Genomic DNA, 16,226 nt, shown 5'->3' with positions numbered 1-16,226 from the left:
CGTAAATTAAGAACCGCCTTGGTACGGATCCGTATGCCGGGTGGTGTGGAAGGTCGCCTAGGGAATTAATCCCTAGGCTCCTATCCGATTTTTATTAAGTATGAGCTAAGTTTTATATATATACTCTAATTCATGTTATTTAGGGATGGATATTTTTACTCTGAAACCTTTATCAGTTTCCGTGTCAAAATTAATAGTTCCTTTAACAGCCTGAATACGGTTTTCCATGTTTTGAAGTCCATTTTTTACCATTGTAGTTATTTCACTGCCTTTACCATTATCGGTATAGTTTATTAGTATAGATTTTTGATCACTTTCAAATTTTATCACTACCAGATTTGCGTTACTATGTTTCTTCATGTTCACCATTAATTCCTGTAAAATCCGATTAATGGTAATTTTTTTTATATCATCAATAAGTTCCCAGTTGATAGTTTCTAAGTTGGTAACCATGATATTTCTTTCGCTGGTATTATAAGTCGAAAGCATTTCTTTTATACTCTTGGTAAAATTAATACCGGTGTCAATTCTATTATTCTCTCGCGAAATCCCTCTTACACGTCCGTAAATATCATCTAGTTTTTGAAGTAGGTTTTCTTTGGCACTTTCCTTCAATAATGACTGAGATTCAGCAAAAGCAATCACATGATATACATCGTTTGCTAATTCATCGTGGATTTTTTTAGCAATTCGGGTTTCAGTGTTATAGGATGTCTTAACTTCTATAGCCTTGTTTTTATTTCTATAATAGCGTATTAGAATTGCTATTAAGATCACTAAAAAAATAAAAATAATTACAAAAACAATTCGGAGATATTTGGCTTTTTGAAGCGATAACTGGTTTTCTGCTTTTTCTAAGCGAAGTTTTGCATTTTCGTCTTTTTCTTTTTTAGAATCGTATTTAATTTTAGCAAACTTATTTTTGAAGTTATTTCGGACTTTAATAATGCTGTCGTTTAAAGTAAAATACCTTTGTACATATTTGCCGTTCTGAGCACTATGATCGTTAGAAATTAGAATTTGTAGTGCTTCTAATCTTTCGTCAACGCTATTTAGTTTTGTGGCGGTGTTGTAAGCCTCAAGAGCATTTTTATTCGATTTTTTAATGTCTTTTTTAGCATAATAATCGGCAAGGTGAAGATAGCTTTCAATGCTTCCGTACGTATCTTTAAATTCATTTCTTATGTGGAGGGATTGATTCATTAAAGAAAAACCTTTTTGATTTATTCCTTTTTTAAAATAAGCATAACCCAGATTGTCTATAATTGCTGCATTTTCAATTGCTTGAACTTTCTTTTTTGAAAATTTTTCACTTAAGAGAGATTCTAAAAGAGCGATTGCATTATCGTATTTTTTTTGTTGGATATAAACAGCTCCAATGTTGCTTAGAGGTCCTCGCTTCTCAATAGGATCTTTATAATCATTTGCAGCTTCTTTATAGTAAATAATAGCATCATTATAAAGGGAAAGCTCTTTGTCTGCAATACCTAACCTATTATTTATTTCAGCTGTGTAAGCAGTCTTTTTTTTTACATATAATAGTGCTTCTGTTACGGTCTCCTTACTCCCGTAGTAATCCCCATTAACTTGCTGAATTGATGCCATTAAAATAAGTGCATAACCTATATTTGCACTATCTTTTAAAGTTTCATATAGTTGTTTTGACTTATTAAACTCATAAAAAGCAGTATTGAAGTTTTGCTTATCGTAATTTTCAATTGCTTTATTTCGTAAATTAAGTGCCTCTTTTCGGATAGATTCTTTGTTAATATCAATAGTCTTTTTTTCTTTGCAGGAAAAAAGAAAAAGAAGTAGAATAAAATAAAAAAACGGGGACCGTAACATATAAATTTACTTTCCCCGAAAATAGTAATTAATTAGATACTAAAATTATATATTTATTAAACATTTGGTGGCGGTGGTGGTGGCTTTGTACCAGTATCACCAGGGCCAGCATAAGTCGCTTTTATAGGATTAACAGCTTTTTCTGTTTCCTTTTTTGGTTGAGTTTCAAGTTCATCAGGAGTACAAGAAAATATAGTGAACAATAACGCGAAAGCGATAAAAAGTATGAGTTTTTTCATTTTGATTTAATTTAAAAATTAGACATGAGTATTGCTGTCCGGAATTTTTCCGGAGCTTATTTGAGGCAATACCAAATTGCTTTTTGGGGAAGTAAAGCGTGTAGAACTGTAAGACGTTATTTATACTTCCCGAATAAACTCGGTCTTACAGTTTTCTACACTTTGAATTGAATTAGTTCTGTTTTGTTTTAATCTGCAGTTAAAACGTGAACTAATTTCTTTGGCAAAGTAAAGGCGCTTTGAAGCCTTTGTAGATAAGGGATTCCCAGAATTCCCGCGTTTTCCCGAGATTCCTAATAATTCCTTAAAACAAAATACAATGAATAGTAAATTTAGGTTTGTTAGAACGTGTTAGTTAAATTTAAAACCAATCTGACCTTTATTATATAGAGGCAAAAAGTCATAAAAAGGTTGGATTGAACGATTAAAAAAAAGAGGAAAAATGTAATATTGAATAAAAGAAACAAATTGAAATTGCCAATAAAGTGATGGCATTTGTTGAAATAAGAAATGAAGTCATAATCATAGAATAAAGAGTTTAGTGATAAATGAACATGAAGAGTCGAAAGAGGATCCCGAAAAAGGAAATCTTTTCTTTAATACAGGAATATATTTTCTAAAAAAATAGTTCAGAAATATATTCGGGAAAAATAATTATGGTAGAAATTCCAGCGGTTGCTCTAGTGTATTCTGCGTGTTTATACTTTGTGCAGAAAAAAAGATTAATTGAGAAAATTTCGAAATGAAATTGGGTAGCATTTTGAAAAATAAAATGCAGGTAGAAATAAAAAGAATGGTTTTTTAAGAAGTAATTTGAGCATTTAAATAGTTTGTTTTTTGGCATATATTATCTGTTATTTACACTATAAAGATAAGAAAAAATAACCGTTAAACCTAGTGATTACAAGAGAAATGATCACTTTTTTTGCTTTTTTTAGTAAATAAATTTCATGAATTTTCCTCACCCAATTATTGCTTTTTCCGGTGGTCGAATTGTGATAATATTATCTATATTTATAGAATATTAGAATAGGTTTCGATTTCTATTCACTATCATTTTAAAAACATCTTTTATGAAAAAGCTTCTAATACTATTAATTGTTTTATGCACTTTGGGTTGCAAAAAATATGTTGTCTCGTTTGAACAGCCAACGGATATGAAACTTGATAACTTAAAATTGGAAGTGTTTCTGGATAAAAAGAAAGTTCAGGACATAAACTTAAAAGCAACAAATACATTGCCGGGTTATGAAACAGCAGAACTGCCAGTATCAGATGAAGGAAAACATGTGCTTCAGGTTAAGGTAAAAGACACAACCTTTAGTTATAATGTAAATTATCCCGAAGATAGATATATTCTTGTAACGGCGCACTTAAAAAACAATGGCAAGATTAATATTGGAATCTTAAAACAGAAATATTTGTTTCGAGTTCAGAGATAAATGATTTTACTTCAAAAAAAAAGCCTTTCACGATTTAGTAGTGAAAGGCTTTTGTGTTTTCTTAAGCATCAGTTTTAAGATAAGAAATCTTTAAACCATAATCCTGAATTTTTAATGGTTCTTTGCTGTGTTTCGAAATCAACATGAATTAATCCAAATCTGGCGTTGTAGCCTTCTGCCCATTCGAAGTTATCGGTAAGGCTCCAGACAAAGTAACCTTCGACGTTTAGACCGTCTTTTTTTGCTTTTAGGATTTGTTCTAAATGGTCCTGAATATAATGAGTACGTTTGATGTCGTATACTTTTCCGTTCGTCAGAATATCCGGAAACGCAGCGCCATTTTCTGTAATTATAATTTTTTTAATGCCTTTGTATGCATTGAATTTTTTAAGCACCTCATAAAGGGCAGGAGGGTAGACTTCCCATCCCATATCTGTTGATATCACGTTTCTTTTTTCGGCACTTATTAATTCGGCGCCAATATACGGAATCAGCATCGAGGATTTTACGACTTCCCGCGTGTAACATTGCAGGCCTATAAAATCAAAATCAAAAGATAAATTGTTCAGATCATCTTCTAAAATATAATTATTGAGTTTTTTAAGAACAGGTAAATCGGCCTGAGGATATCCCAATCCCAAAATAGGTTCAATAAAAGTTCTGTTCAATAAAGTATCTACCCGTTTTGCAGCTTCGATATCTTTAGAGCTTTGAGTTGCCGGCTCGATATGCGTACAGGAAAAAGTAGTTCCTATATTTGCGTCTGGAATTAGGTTTCGTAGTATTTTTGCACCAGCTGTTGTAGCCAGAGTTACATGATGCATGGCTTTAAGATAATTAGAAATGCCTTTTTTTCCCGGAGCATGAATTCCCAGAAAATATCCTGCACCCGTAAAAACCGAAGGTTCGTTGATCACCATCCAGTTTTTGACACGATCGCCAAAATATTGAGCGCAAACTTCGACATATTGAGAGAACCACAAAACAGATTCCCGATTGGTCCAGCCGCCTTTTGTTTCAAGATCATGTGGCAAATCCCAGTGATAAAGTGTAATCCAGGGTTGTATTCCTGCTGCGAGTAAAGAATCGATGATTTTATTGTAATAATCGATACCAGACTGATTGATAGGATGAACTCCCGTTGGCATAATTCTGGGCCAGCTGATCGAAAACCTAAAATTAGGAATGTTTAGTTCCTGAATTAGATCAATATCGTTTTGGTACGAATTGTAGAAATCGCAGGCGGTAAGAGCATGATGTCCGTTCTTGATTTTTCCTTTTTGCGACGTAAAAACGTCCCAGATAGAAGAACCTTTTCCATCAGCATCATGAGCCCCTTCAATTTGGAAAGCGGCGGTTGAAACACCCCACAAGAAATCATCTCCAAATTGGTCTTTGTTCAAAAATGAGTTCTCAGTTTTATTCATTCAAATGAGTTTTTCCTTTTTTAATTGTAATTTATTAATGAAGGAAAGATGATTGCATAGCTCTTAAAAAAAGCCATTCTTTGAAAGAAACCAGAAAATTTAGATTAAAGAATTTCATAACGTTTAGTTTTATTCAAATTAATAAAACTAATATGAATTTATCGTAAAGTGATTATTATCAAATGATTAAATATTTTTTAAAGGGAATAAAATCAATCTTCCCAGCCACAGAGTGTAAGACCTAAACTTTGTGCTTGTTTAAGTGATGTTTTTATTATCTCATGTCGACAACCCGCAAAACCGCGACAGTTTTCTGTGTAATGATATTTTTTTGCACCTTTTGGACCGCAGATATAAACTGCGGTTTCAGAAGGATGAAAAGAAGTCGAAAAAAATAAAAACAGCACTAAAAGTGATTTCATCAGACTTTTTTTATTTGACAATCAGTTGATATTCATTTCCTTTTTTGTCAGCGGCTTTCAACTTTCCGTATGAAATCCATTCGGTTTTAATTTCAATATCGGCAATAGTATCACCAATTAAAATTCCTGCACCGTACTTTCCCTGAACGTTGATGTTTCCACGAACTGAATCTCCTTTTATATTGATTCCTTTTACATCATAATTGTATTCGTATTCTCCAGGATTTCCGGTTCTGTATTCGTATTGATAAGTTGTATTTACATGATACGTTTTCGCTTCTTCTACTGTGATTGTTTTTCGATCGTCAGTAGTAATTACTTGTTGGTACAATGAATTGATTTCCGGCGGAGGCGCAGCAGCAGCTTTTTTACAGGAAATTATTCCTAATGCTAAAAGTAGGAATGGTAGTTTATAATTATAAAACATCTTAGTGGTCACTAAGTAATAAAAGTAATTTTTTCTCAATGTCTATTTGGTTTTTTATTATTGCTTCTTCAATATAAAATCTGTTAAAATATTTTTCATATTGAGCACAAAGAAGAATAGTTATTTTTTAGGTAAATTTTCACAGGCGATTCCGTCTTTGTCAGCGTCGAGATTTTTATAACAGCTTCTGTTGCTATCGTAAGTTGCTTGTGCTTGCGCCTGAGTTTTAAAATCTCCGCAAGTTTTAGTGGGGCAGTTTGAGCCTGATGTATCTGACGAATCTGAACAAGAAATTGCCAGTCCAAATGTCATCGTTATAAGCATTATTAAAATGCATCCGCTATTCTTGTTTGAGTATGATTTTGTTCTTGTTTTGGTAAAATGAGGCTGAACATACGTTCCATCTTTCTTGAAATATCCTTTTCTGTATCCCATTGTTATATATGTTTTATTGTAAAAATTAAAAGTGTTATGATGCCTGTAAATGCAAATAGTACGATGCAACCGCTATTTTGGTAACGTAGTCCTGATATACCTGTTTTTACAGAATATCCGTTTTTACTAAATGATCCTATCTTTGTTCTTAAACTTGGAGAAATACCGGATTTACTTATGTTTAAGCCAAATCCTCCTCCAATTTTTATTCTTTTTTGAAATCGAAATCCCATGATTTTAGGTTTTGGTCATTAAAGTTTTTCGAATTATTCACAAACTTTACTTTCTTTTTTTATAGTGATTTTTGGTACTTGCATTTTTGTATTTTCCTCCTTTATGGGAACTACCTTTTCCATTTTTATAATGACCACTTTGGGCTTCAATAGTACCTCCCAGAACCAAGAAGATGAGACTAAACAAAACGACTAATTTTTTCATAATTTTAAATTGATTTAAGAATTCAAACTTAAACCTATTTGAAATTTGTATTTTATGGAAATCCGTAATTCGTATTTTTTTAATTTTAAGCAATAAAAAAAGCCCCCGAAGGAGCTTAATGAATTAATAATAGTATTGTAATGAGTTTTAGATAATTCCCATATCTTTTGTAATCGAAACCAGATGCGTCGTGTTATTTGCCTTAAAAAAATCTTTTAGCTTGGAGATTTTTTTTTCGACTGTACTTTTGCTGTTTGGTTTTACTCCCATTTCTTTAAAAATCTGTATGATTTCATCTTGAGGAGTTCCGTATGATAATTGTTTCAGAATCTGTATGTCTAAATCGTCGATTTCGTAATTGCTTTTTTCTTGTAATGCTGATGCAATTTCCGGTGAAATATATTTTTGATCTGAAGTACCGATGAGGTTTATTGCTTTTTTGAGATCTTCAATACTGTTTCTTCCTTTTAGTACAAAGCCATTAATATCTGCTTTGTCAAAAAGTGATTTAATGCGTATGTTTTTATCTTCGACAGAATAGGCTATAATTTTAATATTAGGCTGAAGTTCGCGTACCTTCTCAACAAGTTCATCGCCACAAGTAATATTTACTTCGCGATGATCTTTTTTGAAAGAAAGATCGCTAATCAATAAATCATAAGGCTCATTATCCTGAATGGCTTTTCGTATTTTTAAAAAAGCATCATCACAATATTTGGCGTGTTGAAAATTTACAATATCTAAACTTTTTAAGGTCTGCTCGATTCCTAAATTTATATCTTCAAGGTCTTCGGCTATTATTACTTTTTTAAACATATGGCTTTTATTTAGGCAGCGTTATTTTTACTTTAAAACCTTTATCAGGTTCACTGTCAAAAGTAATAGTTCCTTTTATGGCTAGAATACGGTTTTCCATATTTTGTAAACCATTTTTTATAATTTCTTCTTTTTTGCAGCCTTTTCCGTTATCCGTGTAATCAATAAAAACTATTTTTCCGTTACTGTCAAACTTTACAACAACCAATGACGCATTGCTGTGTTTGGTCATATTGACCATTAATTCCTGTAAAATTCTATGAATAGTAACTTTTTTAATAGCATCTACTAACTCCCAATTTACTTTTTCGACATTATTGATAATTACATTTGTGTTGTTGCTATTATATGTCGAAAGCATTTCTTTTAGCCCCGCAGAATAATTTGCTGTGATATCGATTGTATTATTTTCTTTTGAAATCCTGCGAACGCGCGAATAAATATTATCAAGTTTTTGAACTAAAGTCTCCTTTATACTATCACTTTCTAAAGGTTGTGTTTGTGTAAAAGTCATGGCATGAAAAACATCATTTGCCAGTTCGTCATGAATGTCTTTTGCAATTCGGGTTTCAGTATCATAAGCGGTTTTTATTTTTTCGATCCTGTTTTTGTTTCTGTAGTATCGAATCAGGATAACAATTACTATAATTAGAAAGATTATACCAATTCCGGCAACTATTTTTTGATATTTTGCTTCTTGTAGTGATAATTCATTTTCTACTTTTTGTAAGCGTAGTTTTTGATTTTCGTCTTTTTCTTTTTTAGAATCGTATTTGATTTTGGCAAACTTGTTTTTAAAGTTGTTTCGAATCTTTATGATACTATCATTTATAGTAATGTACTTTTGGGCATATTGTGCATTTTTATTTCCGGAATCATTAGAAATTAAAAAAGACAAAGCTTTCAAACGTTCATCAACACTATTAAATCTTGTAGCGATTTCATAGGCTGATTGCGCATATTGATTTGATTGTTGTGGGTTTGGTTTTTGTGGGTTTGGTTTTGAGTAAAATTCGGCTAAGTGTAAATTGCCCTCAATATTTCCATAAGCATCGTCAATTTTATTTCTTAAGTTAAAGCTATTTTGCATTAATAAGAGTCCTTTATCATGTATTCCTTTTTTAAAATAGGCAAAGCCTAAATTGTCAAGAACCCGTGCTTTTCTAGTAAGGTCTGTGTTGAGAGATTTTTCGTTTATAATAGATTCTAAAATTAGTATTGCTTTATCATATTTTTTTTGATGAATGTATACGACCGCAATATTATTTAAGGGAGATTGTTTTGATGCTTCATCTGTACAATCTTTAAGAGCTTCCTGATAATAAAAAATAGCATCATTATAAAGAGAAAGTTCTTTATCAGCAATTCCGAATAAGTTATTGATAGCAGCACTATAAACATCTTTTTGTTTAAGATAAGGTAATGCTTCTGTCAGTGTTTCTTTACTGCCATAATAGTCGCCGTTTATTTGCTGAATATTAGCCATCTGGATAAGATTGTACACAATATTACCACTATCTTTTAGGGTTTCAAAAGTGATTTTTGATTTATTAAAGTTATAGAAGGCACTATTAAATTTCTTATTCTGAAAGTTCGTTATTCCTTTTTCTTGTAGATTAACAGCTTCTTTTATGATAGCAGTCTTATTGAAAGGTTTTATAATTTGTTTTTTGCAGGAAAGAAGAAATAAAAAAATAAGGAAATAAAAAAACGGGGATCGTAGCATAAAAGGTACTTTCCCCGAAAATAGTAATTAATTGTAAATTAAATACTATTATTGAATATTATTTTACCGGTGGTGGTGGCGGAACTGTTATTGGTGAATCCCCAGGTCCAGCGTATGCAGGTACTTCAGGTTTAATATTCGCTTTAGTATCTTCGAAATCGTCAGAAGTACAAGAAATCATAGTTGTCAATAGAGCGCACGCTCCCAATAATAGTAGCTTTTTCATTTTTTTAATATTTAAGGATTAAGCATGAGTATTGCTGTTCGGATCTTTTCCGAAATTGTTAATGCAACATCATTTTGTGTTGGGAAGTGAAGTGCGTAGACAGTAAAATTTTATTTATACTTCCCGGATAAACTCCGTTTTACGGTTTTCCGCACTTTTTATTTAAACTAGTTTGTACATTTGTTCTAATCGCTATATCGAACAAGAACTAATTTTTGATACCGCAAAGTAACAACGGCTTTAAGCCTGAATTGATAAGGAATTCCGGGATGTACTAACTTTCCTGAGATCTCCTGAAAAACCTGAAAAGTCATAGAAAAAATCCTGAAAATCCTGAAAGCTTATGGAAAAAACTACCCGAGAAAATGTTGAAAATGAATATAAAGAAGCTATTAGGGCAAAATATAGAAAAGAAAAAGAAGGAGGGGAGTATTATGATTTTTTAGATGTTCCAGGCCAAGCAAGTTTAAGGGATTTATGCTGGAAGATTTTTAGATCTAATCCTAAATATGATGATTTAAAGGTATACTCGGATTTTTTTAAGTTTGAATTTGATCCGAAAGAGGAAAATACTTCCACTACCTACACGGATAAATTTAGAAAAGTTGGGGCTTTTTACAAAGAAGGAAAAAAGCCTGCAAAAAACAGTACAATAGAATTAGCTGCAATTTTGATAGATTTTGAACCACGACCTTTTAATAAATTTAGAATTCACAATTTATATCGGGATGAAACTCAAAATGATCATACCAACAACTCCATAATATCAAACCAACAAACAGGACAAAATGATACTTCAGGAGATCTAGGAGTTTTTCTTGATAAGAAAGAAAGCGAAAAAGGAATAGAAAAAGGGATAGTAGGTGAACAGGAAGAGGAATGTGAGAATGTAAATGAAAATGAAAGTAAAGAAGAAATTGAGGAATTAAGAGAAAGTACTTTTGAAGAAGTAAAACCAAAATTAAATGCAATCAATGCATTCGTAGCTTTTAAAAAAAATCCTCCAAATAAATTAAATCGAAGAATTAAGAATACTATAATAGGTCTTGCTTTAGTTTTATGTATAGGGTTCCCGGTAATCTTTTTCGCATTTCCAGATAAAGGATGTATGCAATGGACTGGTAATAATTATGAGGTTGTAGATTGTGATCTGAAAGCACCAGATAACAATATTGAACTTTTAGATCGAAATCTTATTAATCTTAAAAGGATTAAGGTTTGTGACACAACTACTTTTTTTAAAAGTGGTAAATCGGTCGTTTTTTATGCCAGATCTGGAGATTCTCTTGAATGTTTTAATCAAATTGGATACCATCCTGAAAGACCGAGTCAATATTTGAGACCAATGACGAGATATATGATTGGTAAATACGTAAGGAATAAACCTTGTAAATAATGATATTTCTACATTTTTATATTTCAACTAAATAAAACAAAAAAAGAGGTTTCATGCGAAGCCTCTTTTTTTATTAATATATCATAAAGGATTATTTCTTAATTTTTCTACATATTTGAGTTTATCTTTTTCAGCCTGCAATTAACGTTCGTAAAGTTTTTTATTTTCATCAACAACTTCCATCAATTTATCTAACAGATTGAAAGTACAATTATTTGCAAATGCACCTTGGCTGCCATTGTTGCTGTGATCATACAATATATTAAAATAATTAATTGCAGCTTCGTCTGAAAAATTGTTAATGGCTTCGACACTTACGCCAAGGGCTTTTGCTACTTCGACAAGTTTTTCATCATCTACAATTTCGCTATTTTCTATTGCAGATATAGCCTGTTGGTTTGTTCCCATTGCTTGCGCCAAAGCTTCCTGCTTCATATCACGAAGTTCACGAATACGGCTAATTTTTCGCCCTATATGGTTTTGTTTTGTAAGTGTGCTCATAATTCAAAGATAATAATTAAGTGTAATCAGGCAATATGTAAAAAACATATTAAGCACTGTACTATACGGTTAAAGAAAACGATAGAATTATAAAGTAAAAGTACAATTTTTCAGACGTAATTATTATAACATGCTGAACTTGTTTTGATGTGTTTCCTAAAATAATAATTCGTTATGAGCATTAACTTACTTTATTTTAGATAGGTAGATGAAAAGAAATACCGACTTATTAACTGGATATAATAATGTCTTTTACTACTTAGAATTTTGTTTCGTAAGGTATTATTTAGGATTTAAATAGAATTATGTAAATATTATCGAAAATTATAGAACATTTCTGATAAACTTTAAAACTAATTTAGCATAAAATAATTTTAAAGAAATCAAACATGAAAACGAAAAGAATATTATTCGCATTATTATTGAGCATCGGTTTATTTGCAGCATCTTGTAGTAACGATGACAATGACGGGGAAACAATCGTCCCTATACAAGGTAAATACAACCTAAGTCAGACAGGAACAATTATTGACGGAAAAGAAGTTTTAATCGATGCGCCACAAAATCAAACAGGGTGCAGTAGAGATTATTTAGATCTAAGATTAAGTAATGCTGCAGTTATTGGTGATTATAACGGTTCTGATTGTGCCTTGACAGAAACTACAGGAACTTATGCAAGATCTCATAATGACTTAACTATTAGTGTTGGTAATGTAAGTTCTACCAGCGACATTATGAACCTTACTAATAAGGAGTTAAAATTGAAAGACAAAACTACTGGTATCATTACTGTATATACAAGATAATTTATCAGAAGTACTTTTTAGTTCTTTAAGAGGATTAAAAACAAAAACGGAAATGACTTTTTAAAAGTTATTTCCGTTTTTTTATTAGTTTGTATTTTGAATCACCGGGATATAAATATCAAAAGTTGCACCTTTATTTTGTTCGCCTTCTGCGGTGATAAAACCGTTATGGTTTTCTACTATTTTTTTTACGATCGCAAGTCCAATTCCTGTTCCTGTGTATTCGAGTTTGCCGTGTAAACGCTGAAAAACTTCGAATATCTTTTTACTGTACTGTGGTTCAAACCCAATACCATTATCCGAAATACTGATATGACAATACTCTGTTTCTTTTGATAAGGCATCATTATTTAAAGCTGCTCCTTTGGCAAACTTGCTTTTTATTTTTATTATCGGATTAACATCAGGTTTCGAAAATTTTAATGAATTGCTGGCTAAATTGTACAATAATTGTCTGAACTGAAACGGAATAATACTTACTTCAGAAGTTTCGTTGCTTTCTATTTTGGCATTTTTTTGTTCAAGTTCTTCTTTAAGATCTTCTTTTACTTCATCAATGATTTGAGAAAGATTGACTTTTTCAAATTTTCTTTCCTGAATGTTGGTTCTTGAATACGAAAGTAAATCATTGATTAATGTTTGCATTCGTTGAGCGGCATTTTGCATTCGTTGAAATTTATCTTTTCCGTAATCTGATAAATTTTTAGATTCTTTCTCTGTAATCTGCGTTGCAAAAGTCTGAATTTTTCGCAATGGTTCCTGCAAATCGTGGCTGGAAATATAGGCAAACGATTGTAGTTCTTTGTTCATTTGCTCGAGCTCGATATTTTTTTGTTCAAGTTCTTTTGTTCGTGCCGTAACTTGTTTTTCTAATTCCTGGGTAAATGCTTTTTCAGTTTGGATATCTGTAAAGGCTCCAACCCATTTTATGATTTTATTGTCTTTATTCAAAACTGGTTCACCAATTACAGCATGCCATCTATAGGTTCCGTCTTTTCTTAAAACCCGTACATCTGTTCTGTATAATTCTCCGGTTGCTAAACTGTTGTTCCATATTTTGCTGTTTTCATCAAAATCATCAGGATGAATCATAGATTTCCACGCGGCTTCACCGGTAGGAATTACGCCGGTATATTCGAACCATTTGCCTGAGGTAAACAAAGCATTTCCTTTTTCGTCTGTTTCCCAAATAAGCTGCGGGATACTTTCTGTAAGAGAGCGGAATCTTTTTTCGCTTTCTTCGATTTTTTTTCTGGTTTCGACTTTTTCAGTAACATCAATCACCGTCATTTTTATTCCAGAAATAGTATTGTCTATTTCACGCATTGGCGCATATTCAAAATCGATGTACATTTTGTATTCCGTATTTCCATTATTTAAGTAAAACAATGATTCAGATTCTGAATGTACATTTCCTGTCGTATAGACTTCATTTAAAAGTCTAGCGTATTTTTGTTTTTTAAGTTCCGGAAAAACGTTTAATATATTTTCACCCTGAACATCGCTTTCATTTTTTCGCCATATATTTTTCAAAAGTGCAGCATTCGCCATTTCGATGGTCATATCTTTTCCTCTTAAAATAGCTTTTGGAACGGGAGATTCCATGACTAGTTTACGGAACCTTTTCTCGCTTGCTTCAAGTTCCTGCTGATGATTTTTTTCGTCAGTAATATCCCTTACCGTGCCCAATAATTTTTCGGGATTGTTTTCGTCATCATAAAAAAGTTTCCCTTTCGCCTCGACCCAATGAACCGATTGATCGTCCCATATTACTCTGGCTTCATATTGTATGGTTCCTAAAGCAATGGATTCTTTAAAAGCTTTTTCACGTATGTGTAAATCATCCGGATGAATATGGCTTAGGAGTTGGGCATGAGTTAGAGATTCTTCTTCTTTATAGCCGGTAACGATTTCAAGATATCTTTTAGAATATTGAAGATCTTTGGTTTTTATCGCCAGTTCCCAAGTACCTAATTCACTGGCTTCGACGATAATATTAAGTCTTTCTTCGTTAAGTTCTATTTTTTTTCTGGCTTCGACTTTTTCAGATACTTCAGTTGCAATTGCAATTATTCCTGAAATTTCTCCGTTTTCTTCTTTTAATGGATGATAAAGAAAATCAAAATAGAAAATCTCATGATTTCCATATCGGTTTATAGGTACAGCAACTTCGTTTCCGTGATAAGGAATCCCGGTATTAAAAACATCTTTCAAAAGTGAACTTACTGTTTCTTTTACTTCCGGTAATGATTCAAATAAAGGTTTGCCTACAAAGGTTTTTTCTTCTCTGGCAACCAACTTTAAGTAAGCTTCATTGGCCATTTCGACCATATGATCCGGACCTCGCAAAATGGTAATTCCTACCGGAGCTTGTTTTACTGTATTACGAAAACGTTTGTCAGCTTCTTCAATTTTTTGTCTTGCAATAACTTGTGGAGTATTGTCTAGTACCCAAATCGCTATTTTTGTTACTTTGCCTTCTATGTTTTTTAGTGGTGCATAAACAAAAGTAACGTATACTTTTTCTTTTTTTTCATGTCTGATGAGTAACATTTCTACCTCATTGGCATAAAAAGGAGTACCGTCAGTAACTACCTTTTGAAGAGGAATTTCATAACAGGATTTTACTTCGGCAAAGCTTTCCCAATAGTGTTTCCCTGCAATTTCTTCACGGGATTTTCCTGCAACTTCAATGAAACTGTCATTTACAATTTCGCTAATTAGAGTTTCTGCATCCAGTACGCAAATACCAATTGGCGATTGCAATACCATACTTCGTAAATTCTGTTCGCTTTCTTCAATTTTTTTCTTGGCTAAATTTAAGTCTGTTAAATCGACGCCAGTATTCATTACACCATAAATATTGCCATTTACGTCATATATTGGCGTTAGGCTATAATTAAAATAATAAGTACCTAAATTACCATCAACGGTAAGGTCTAAGGGAGTATTTTGTGTATGAAAAGATTTCCCGGTGTTTAGAACTTCATTAATCTGCTCAAAGACTAATTGATTGTCGAGTTCAGGAACTACATCTTTAAATGATTTTCCTATTACATCATTGCCTTTTCCCCATACTTTAATAATAGAGTCATTGGCCAATTCAACAATCATTTCCGGGCCAACATACAAAGCAATAGGAAAAGGTGCATTCTCTACCAGTTCTCTAACTTTTTGTTCGCTTTCTTCTACTTTTGAGCGAGAAACTACTTGTGTGGTAACTTCTATGGCTATTCCTACAACGCCCGAAATTGTTCCGTCAGATTCTGTAAGCGCTTCATAAACAAAATTGATGTAAGTATCTTCTATCTTTCCATTTCGAAGAAATTTAACGAGTTCCTCATTGGCAATAAATTTTTGTCCGGTATTATAAACATTGTCTAAAAGGTTTTCGAGATATTGACTTTTTGTATCAGGCAATGCTTCAAAAATAGGTTTATTAAGTACTTTTTCTGCCGTTGTTCTCCATAATCGAATCATTTGCTCATTTGCAATTTCGACAATGTGGTTCTTGCCCCTAAAAACACACATAGCGACAGGAGCCTGCATGATATTATTCTGATATCGAATATTGCTTATATTAAGAGCTGCTGTGGCCCTGACTTTTTCTGTAGTTTCAATAACTGTAACTAATATGCCGCCAACTTCGCCATCTTCTTTTTTAATAGGGCTGTAAGAGAAATTAAAATAACATTCCTCATCAAATCCGTTCCTGTTTAATGTTAATTTAAGATCAGGAAAACTAACTGCTTTACTTTGCATGACATCATGAAACATTGGACCTATAGTGTCCCAGATTTCAGAAAATGTGATTTGAGAACTAATTCCTAAAGCCTCAGGATGTTTGTTAGAGCCAAGGATAGGACGAAATGAGTCGTTATAAATTTGCGTATATTCTTTTCCCCAGACAATGTACATTCCAAACGGATTGTTGAGCACCACAGCGACCATGGTTTTAAGACTTTGTGGCCAGGTTTCTGGATTGCCTAAAGGTGTTTTGCTCCAATCTTTAGTACGCATCAATTCACCCATTTCTCCACCATCGGTCAGAAAATAAAGATTCTTATTTGTAAGGCTCAT

General features: G+C 32.4%; 16 protein-coding genes. 3 read left to right on the top strand and 13 right to left on the bottom strand.

Annotation, left to right across the window (positions count from 1 at the left end):
- Nucleotides 1-135: 135 nt before the first annotated feature.
- Nucleotides 136-1,845, bottom strand: a complete 1,710-nt coding sequence (locus ACQKCJ_RS23070) for a tetratricopeptide repeat-containing sensor histidine kinase (protein WP_271338270.1) — start codon at nt 1,843-1,845, stop codon at nt 136-138.
- A 56-nt stretch (nt 1,846-1,901) separates the two neighbouring features.
- On the bottom strand, nt 1,902-2,084 hold the full coding sequence (locus ACQKCJ_RS23065) for a hypothetical protein (protein ID WP_271338271.1): 183 nt from the start codon (nt 2,082-2,084) through the stop codon (nt 1,902-1,904).
- 1,073 nt (nt 2,085-3,157) lie between these two features.
- On the opposite strand from ACQKCJ_RS23065, the gene ACQKCJ_RS23060 reads away from it, so the two are divergent.
- Complete coding sequence (locus tag ACQKCJ_RS23060) at nt 3,158-3,526, top strand: hypothetical protein (RefSeq protein ID WP_271338272.1); 369 nt, start codon at nt 3,158-3,160, stop codon at nt 3,524-3,526.
- Nucleotides 3,527-3,600: 74 nt separating this feature from the next.
- Here ACQKCJ_RS23060 and ACQKCJ_RS23055 read toward each other — a convergent pair whose 3' ends face one another.
- The 9 genes from ACQKCJ_RS23055 to ACQKCJ_RS23015 all read right to left on the bottom strand — a co-directional run bounded on the left by ACQKCJ_RS23055 (nt 3,601) and on the right by ACQKCJ_RS23015 (nt 9,443).
- Nucleotides 3,601-4,953, bottom strand: a complete 1,353-nt coding sequence (locus tag ACQKCJ_RS23055) for a GH1 family beta-glucosidase (RefSeq protein WP_271338273.1) — start codon at nt 4,951-4,953, stop codon at nt 3,601-3,603.
- A 212-nt stretch (nt 4,954-5,165) separates the two neighbouring features.
- The gene (locus ACQKCJ_RS23050) at nt 5,166-5,375 is read right to left on the bottom strand and encodes a hypothetical protein (RefSeq protein WP_271338274.1); all 210 of its coding nucleotides are present in this window, start codon (nt 5,373-5,375) and stop codon (nt 5,166-5,168) included.
- A 10-nt stretch (nt 5,376-5,385) separates the two neighbouring features.
- Nucleotides 5,386-5,841 carry a hypothetical protein gene (locus ACQKCJ_RS23045; protein ID WP_271338275.1) on the bottom strand — a complete coding sequence of 152 codons (456 nt, stop codon included), beginning with the start codon at nt 5,839-5,841 and terminating at the stop codon, nt 5,386-5,388.
- Between the two features lie 81 nt (nt 5,842-5,922).
- Nucleotides 5,923-6,237 carry an excalibur calcium-binding domain-containing protein gene (locus tag ACQKCJ_RS23040; RefSeq protein WP_271338277.1) on the bottom strand — a complete coding sequence of 105 codons (315 nt, stop codon included), beginning with the start codon at nt 6,235-6,237 and terminating at the stop codon, nt 5,923-5,925.
- A gap of 2 nt (nt 6,238-6,239) precedes the next feature.
- Nucleotides 6,240-6,470 (bottom strand): DUF4236 domain-containing protein, encoded by a 231-nt coding sequence (locus ACQKCJ_RS23035; RefSeq protein WP_271338279.1) that lies wholly within the window; start codon nt 6,468-6,470, stop codon nt 6,240-6,242.
- A 46-nt stretch (nt 6,471-6,516) separates the two neighbouring features.
- Nucleotides 6,517-6,675: a hypothetical protein gene (locus ACQKCJ_RS23030; RefSeq protein WP_271338280.1), complete on the bottom strand. Its 159-nt coding sequence runs from the start codon at nt 6,673-6,675 to the stop codon at nt 6,517-6,519.
- Between the two features lie 147 nt (nt 6,676-6,822).
- Nucleotides 6,823-7,491: a response regulator gene (locus tag ACQKCJ_RS23025; protein ID WP_427403016.1), complete on the bottom strand. Its 669-nt coding sequence runs from the start codon at nt 7,489-7,491 to the stop codon at nt 6,823-6,825.
- A gap of 7 nt (nt 7,492-7,498) precedes the next feature.
- On the bottom strand, nt 7,499-8,977 hold the full coding sequence (locus ACQKCJ_RS23020) for a tetratricopeptide repeat-containing sensor histidine kinase (protein WP_427403015.1): 1,479 nt from the start codon (nt 8,975-8,977) through the stop codon (nt 7,499-7,501).
- A gap of 298 nt (nt 8,978-9,275) precedes the next feature.
- Nucleotides 9,276-9,443 carry a hypothetical protein gene (locus tag ACQKCJ_RS23015; protein WP_271338283.1) on the bottom strand — a complete coding sequence of 56 codons (168 nt, stop codon included), beginning with the start codon at nt 9,441-9,443 and terminating at the stop codon, nt 9,276-9,278.
- 343 nt (nt 9,444-9,786) lie between these two features.
- Between ACQKCJ_RS23015 and ACQKCJ_RS23010 the strand changes: the two genes are divergently transcribed.
- Nucleotides 9,787-10,839, top strand: coding sequence for a hypothetical protein (locus ACQKCJ_RS23010; protein ID WP_271338284.1), 1,053 nt, complete (start codon nt 9,787-9,789; stop codon nt 10,837-10,839).
- A gap of 141 nt (nt 10,840-10,980) precedes the next feature.
- Here ACQKCJ_RS23010 and ACQKCJ_RS23005 read toward each other — a convergent pair whose 3' ends face one another.
- On the bottom strand, nt 10,981-11,340 hold the full coding sequence (locus tag ACQKCJ_RS23005) for a helix-turn-helix domain-containing protein (protein ID WP_427403014.1): 360 nt from the start codon (nt 11,338-11,340) through the stop codon (nt 10,981-10,983).
- A gap of 389 nt (nt 11,341-11,729) precedes the next feature.
- Between ACQKCJ_RS23005 and ACQKCJ_RS23000 the strand changes: the two genes are divergently transcribed.
- Nucleotides 11,730-12,146 carry a lipocalin family protein gene (locus tag ACQKCJ_RS23000; protein ID WP_271338286.1) on the top strand — a complete coding sequence of 139 codons (417 nt, stop codon included), beginning with the start codon at nt 11,730-11,732 and terminating at the stop codon, nt 12,144-12,146.
- Nucleotides 12,147-12,230: 84 nt separating this feature from the next.
- On the opposite strand, the gene ACQKCJ_RS22995 is transcribed toward ACQKCJ_RS23000, so the two are convergent.
- The gene (locus ACQKCJ_RS22995) at nt 12,231-16,226 is read right to left on the bottom strand and encodes a PAS domain S-box protein (protein WP_427403013.1); all 3,996 of its coding nucleotides are present in this window, start codon (nt 16,224-16,226) and stop codon (nt 12,231-12,233) included.

Source organism: Flavobacterium sp. NPDC079362 (assembly GCF_050267765.1).
GTDB lineage: Bacteria > Bacteroidota > Bacteroidia > Flavobacteriales > Flavobacteriaceae > Flavobacterium > Flavobacterium azizsancarii.
Note: the sequence above shows the minus strand (reverse complement) of the source record. Positions and strands in the feature narration are given on the sequence as shown.

Coding starts and splice junctions, on each gene's coding strand:
- ACQKCJ_RS23050 (WP_271338274.1), bottom strand. CDS start 5,375: ATGAAATCACTTTTAGTGCTGTTTTTATTTTTTTCGACTTCTTTTCAT.
- ACQKCJ_RS23005 (WP_427403014.1), bottom strand. CDS start 11,340: ATGAGCACACTTACAAAACAAAACCATATAGGGCGAAAAATTAGCCGT.
- ACQKCJ_RS23030 (WP_271338280.1), bottom strand. CDS start 6,675: ATGAAAAAATTAGTCGTTTTGTTTAGTCTCATCTTCTTGGTTCTGGGA.
- ACQKCJ_RS23000 (WP_271338286.1), top strand. CDS start 11,730: ATGAAAACGAAAAGAATATTATTCGCATTATTATTGAGCATCGGTTTA.
- ACQKCJ_RS23035 (WP_271338279.1), bottom strand. CDS start 6,470: ATGGGATTTCGATTTCAAAAAAGAATAAAAATTGGAGGAGGATTTGGC.
- ACQKCJ_RS23025 (WP_427403016.1), bottom strand. CDS start 7,491: ATGTTTAAAAAAGTAATAATAGCCGAAGACCTTGAAGATATAAATTTA.
- ACQKCJ_RS23010 (WP_271338284.1), top strand. CDS start 9,787: ATGGAAAAAACTACCCGAGAAAATGTTGAAAATGAATATAAAGAAGCT.
- ACQKCJ_RS23055 (WP_271338273.1), bottom strand. CDS start 4,953: ATGAATAAAACTGAGAACTCATTTTTGAACAAAGACCAATTTGGAGAT.
- ACQKCJ_RS23070 (WP_271338270.1), bottom strand. CDS start 1,845: ATGTTACGGTCCCCGTTTTTTTATTTTATTCTACTTCTTTTTCTTTTT.
- ACQKCJ_RS23065 (WP_271338271.1), bottom strand. CDS start 2,084: ATGAAAAAACTCATACTTTTTATCGCTTTCGCGTTATTGTTCACTATA.
- ACQKCJ_RS23040 (WP_271338277.1), bottom strand. CDS start 6,237: ATGGGATACAGAAAAGGATATTTCAAGAAAGATGGAACGTATGTTCAG.
- ACQKCJ_RS23060 (WP_271338272.1), top strand. CDS start 3,158: ATGAAAAAGCTTCTAATACTATTAATTGTTTTATGCACTTTGGGTTGC.
- ACQKCJ_RS23020 (WP_427403015.1), bottom strand. CDS start 8,977: ATGGCTAATATTCAGCAAATAAACGGCGACTATTATGGCAGTAAAGAA.
- ACQKCJ_RS22995 (WP_427403013.1), bottom strand. CDS start 16,226: ATGAGCCTTACAAATAAGAATCTTTATTTTCTGACCGATGGTGGAGAA.
- ACQKCJ_RS23015 (WP_271338283.1), bottom strand. CDS start 9,443: ATGAAAAAGCTACTATTATTGGGAGCGTGCGCTCTATTGACAACTATG.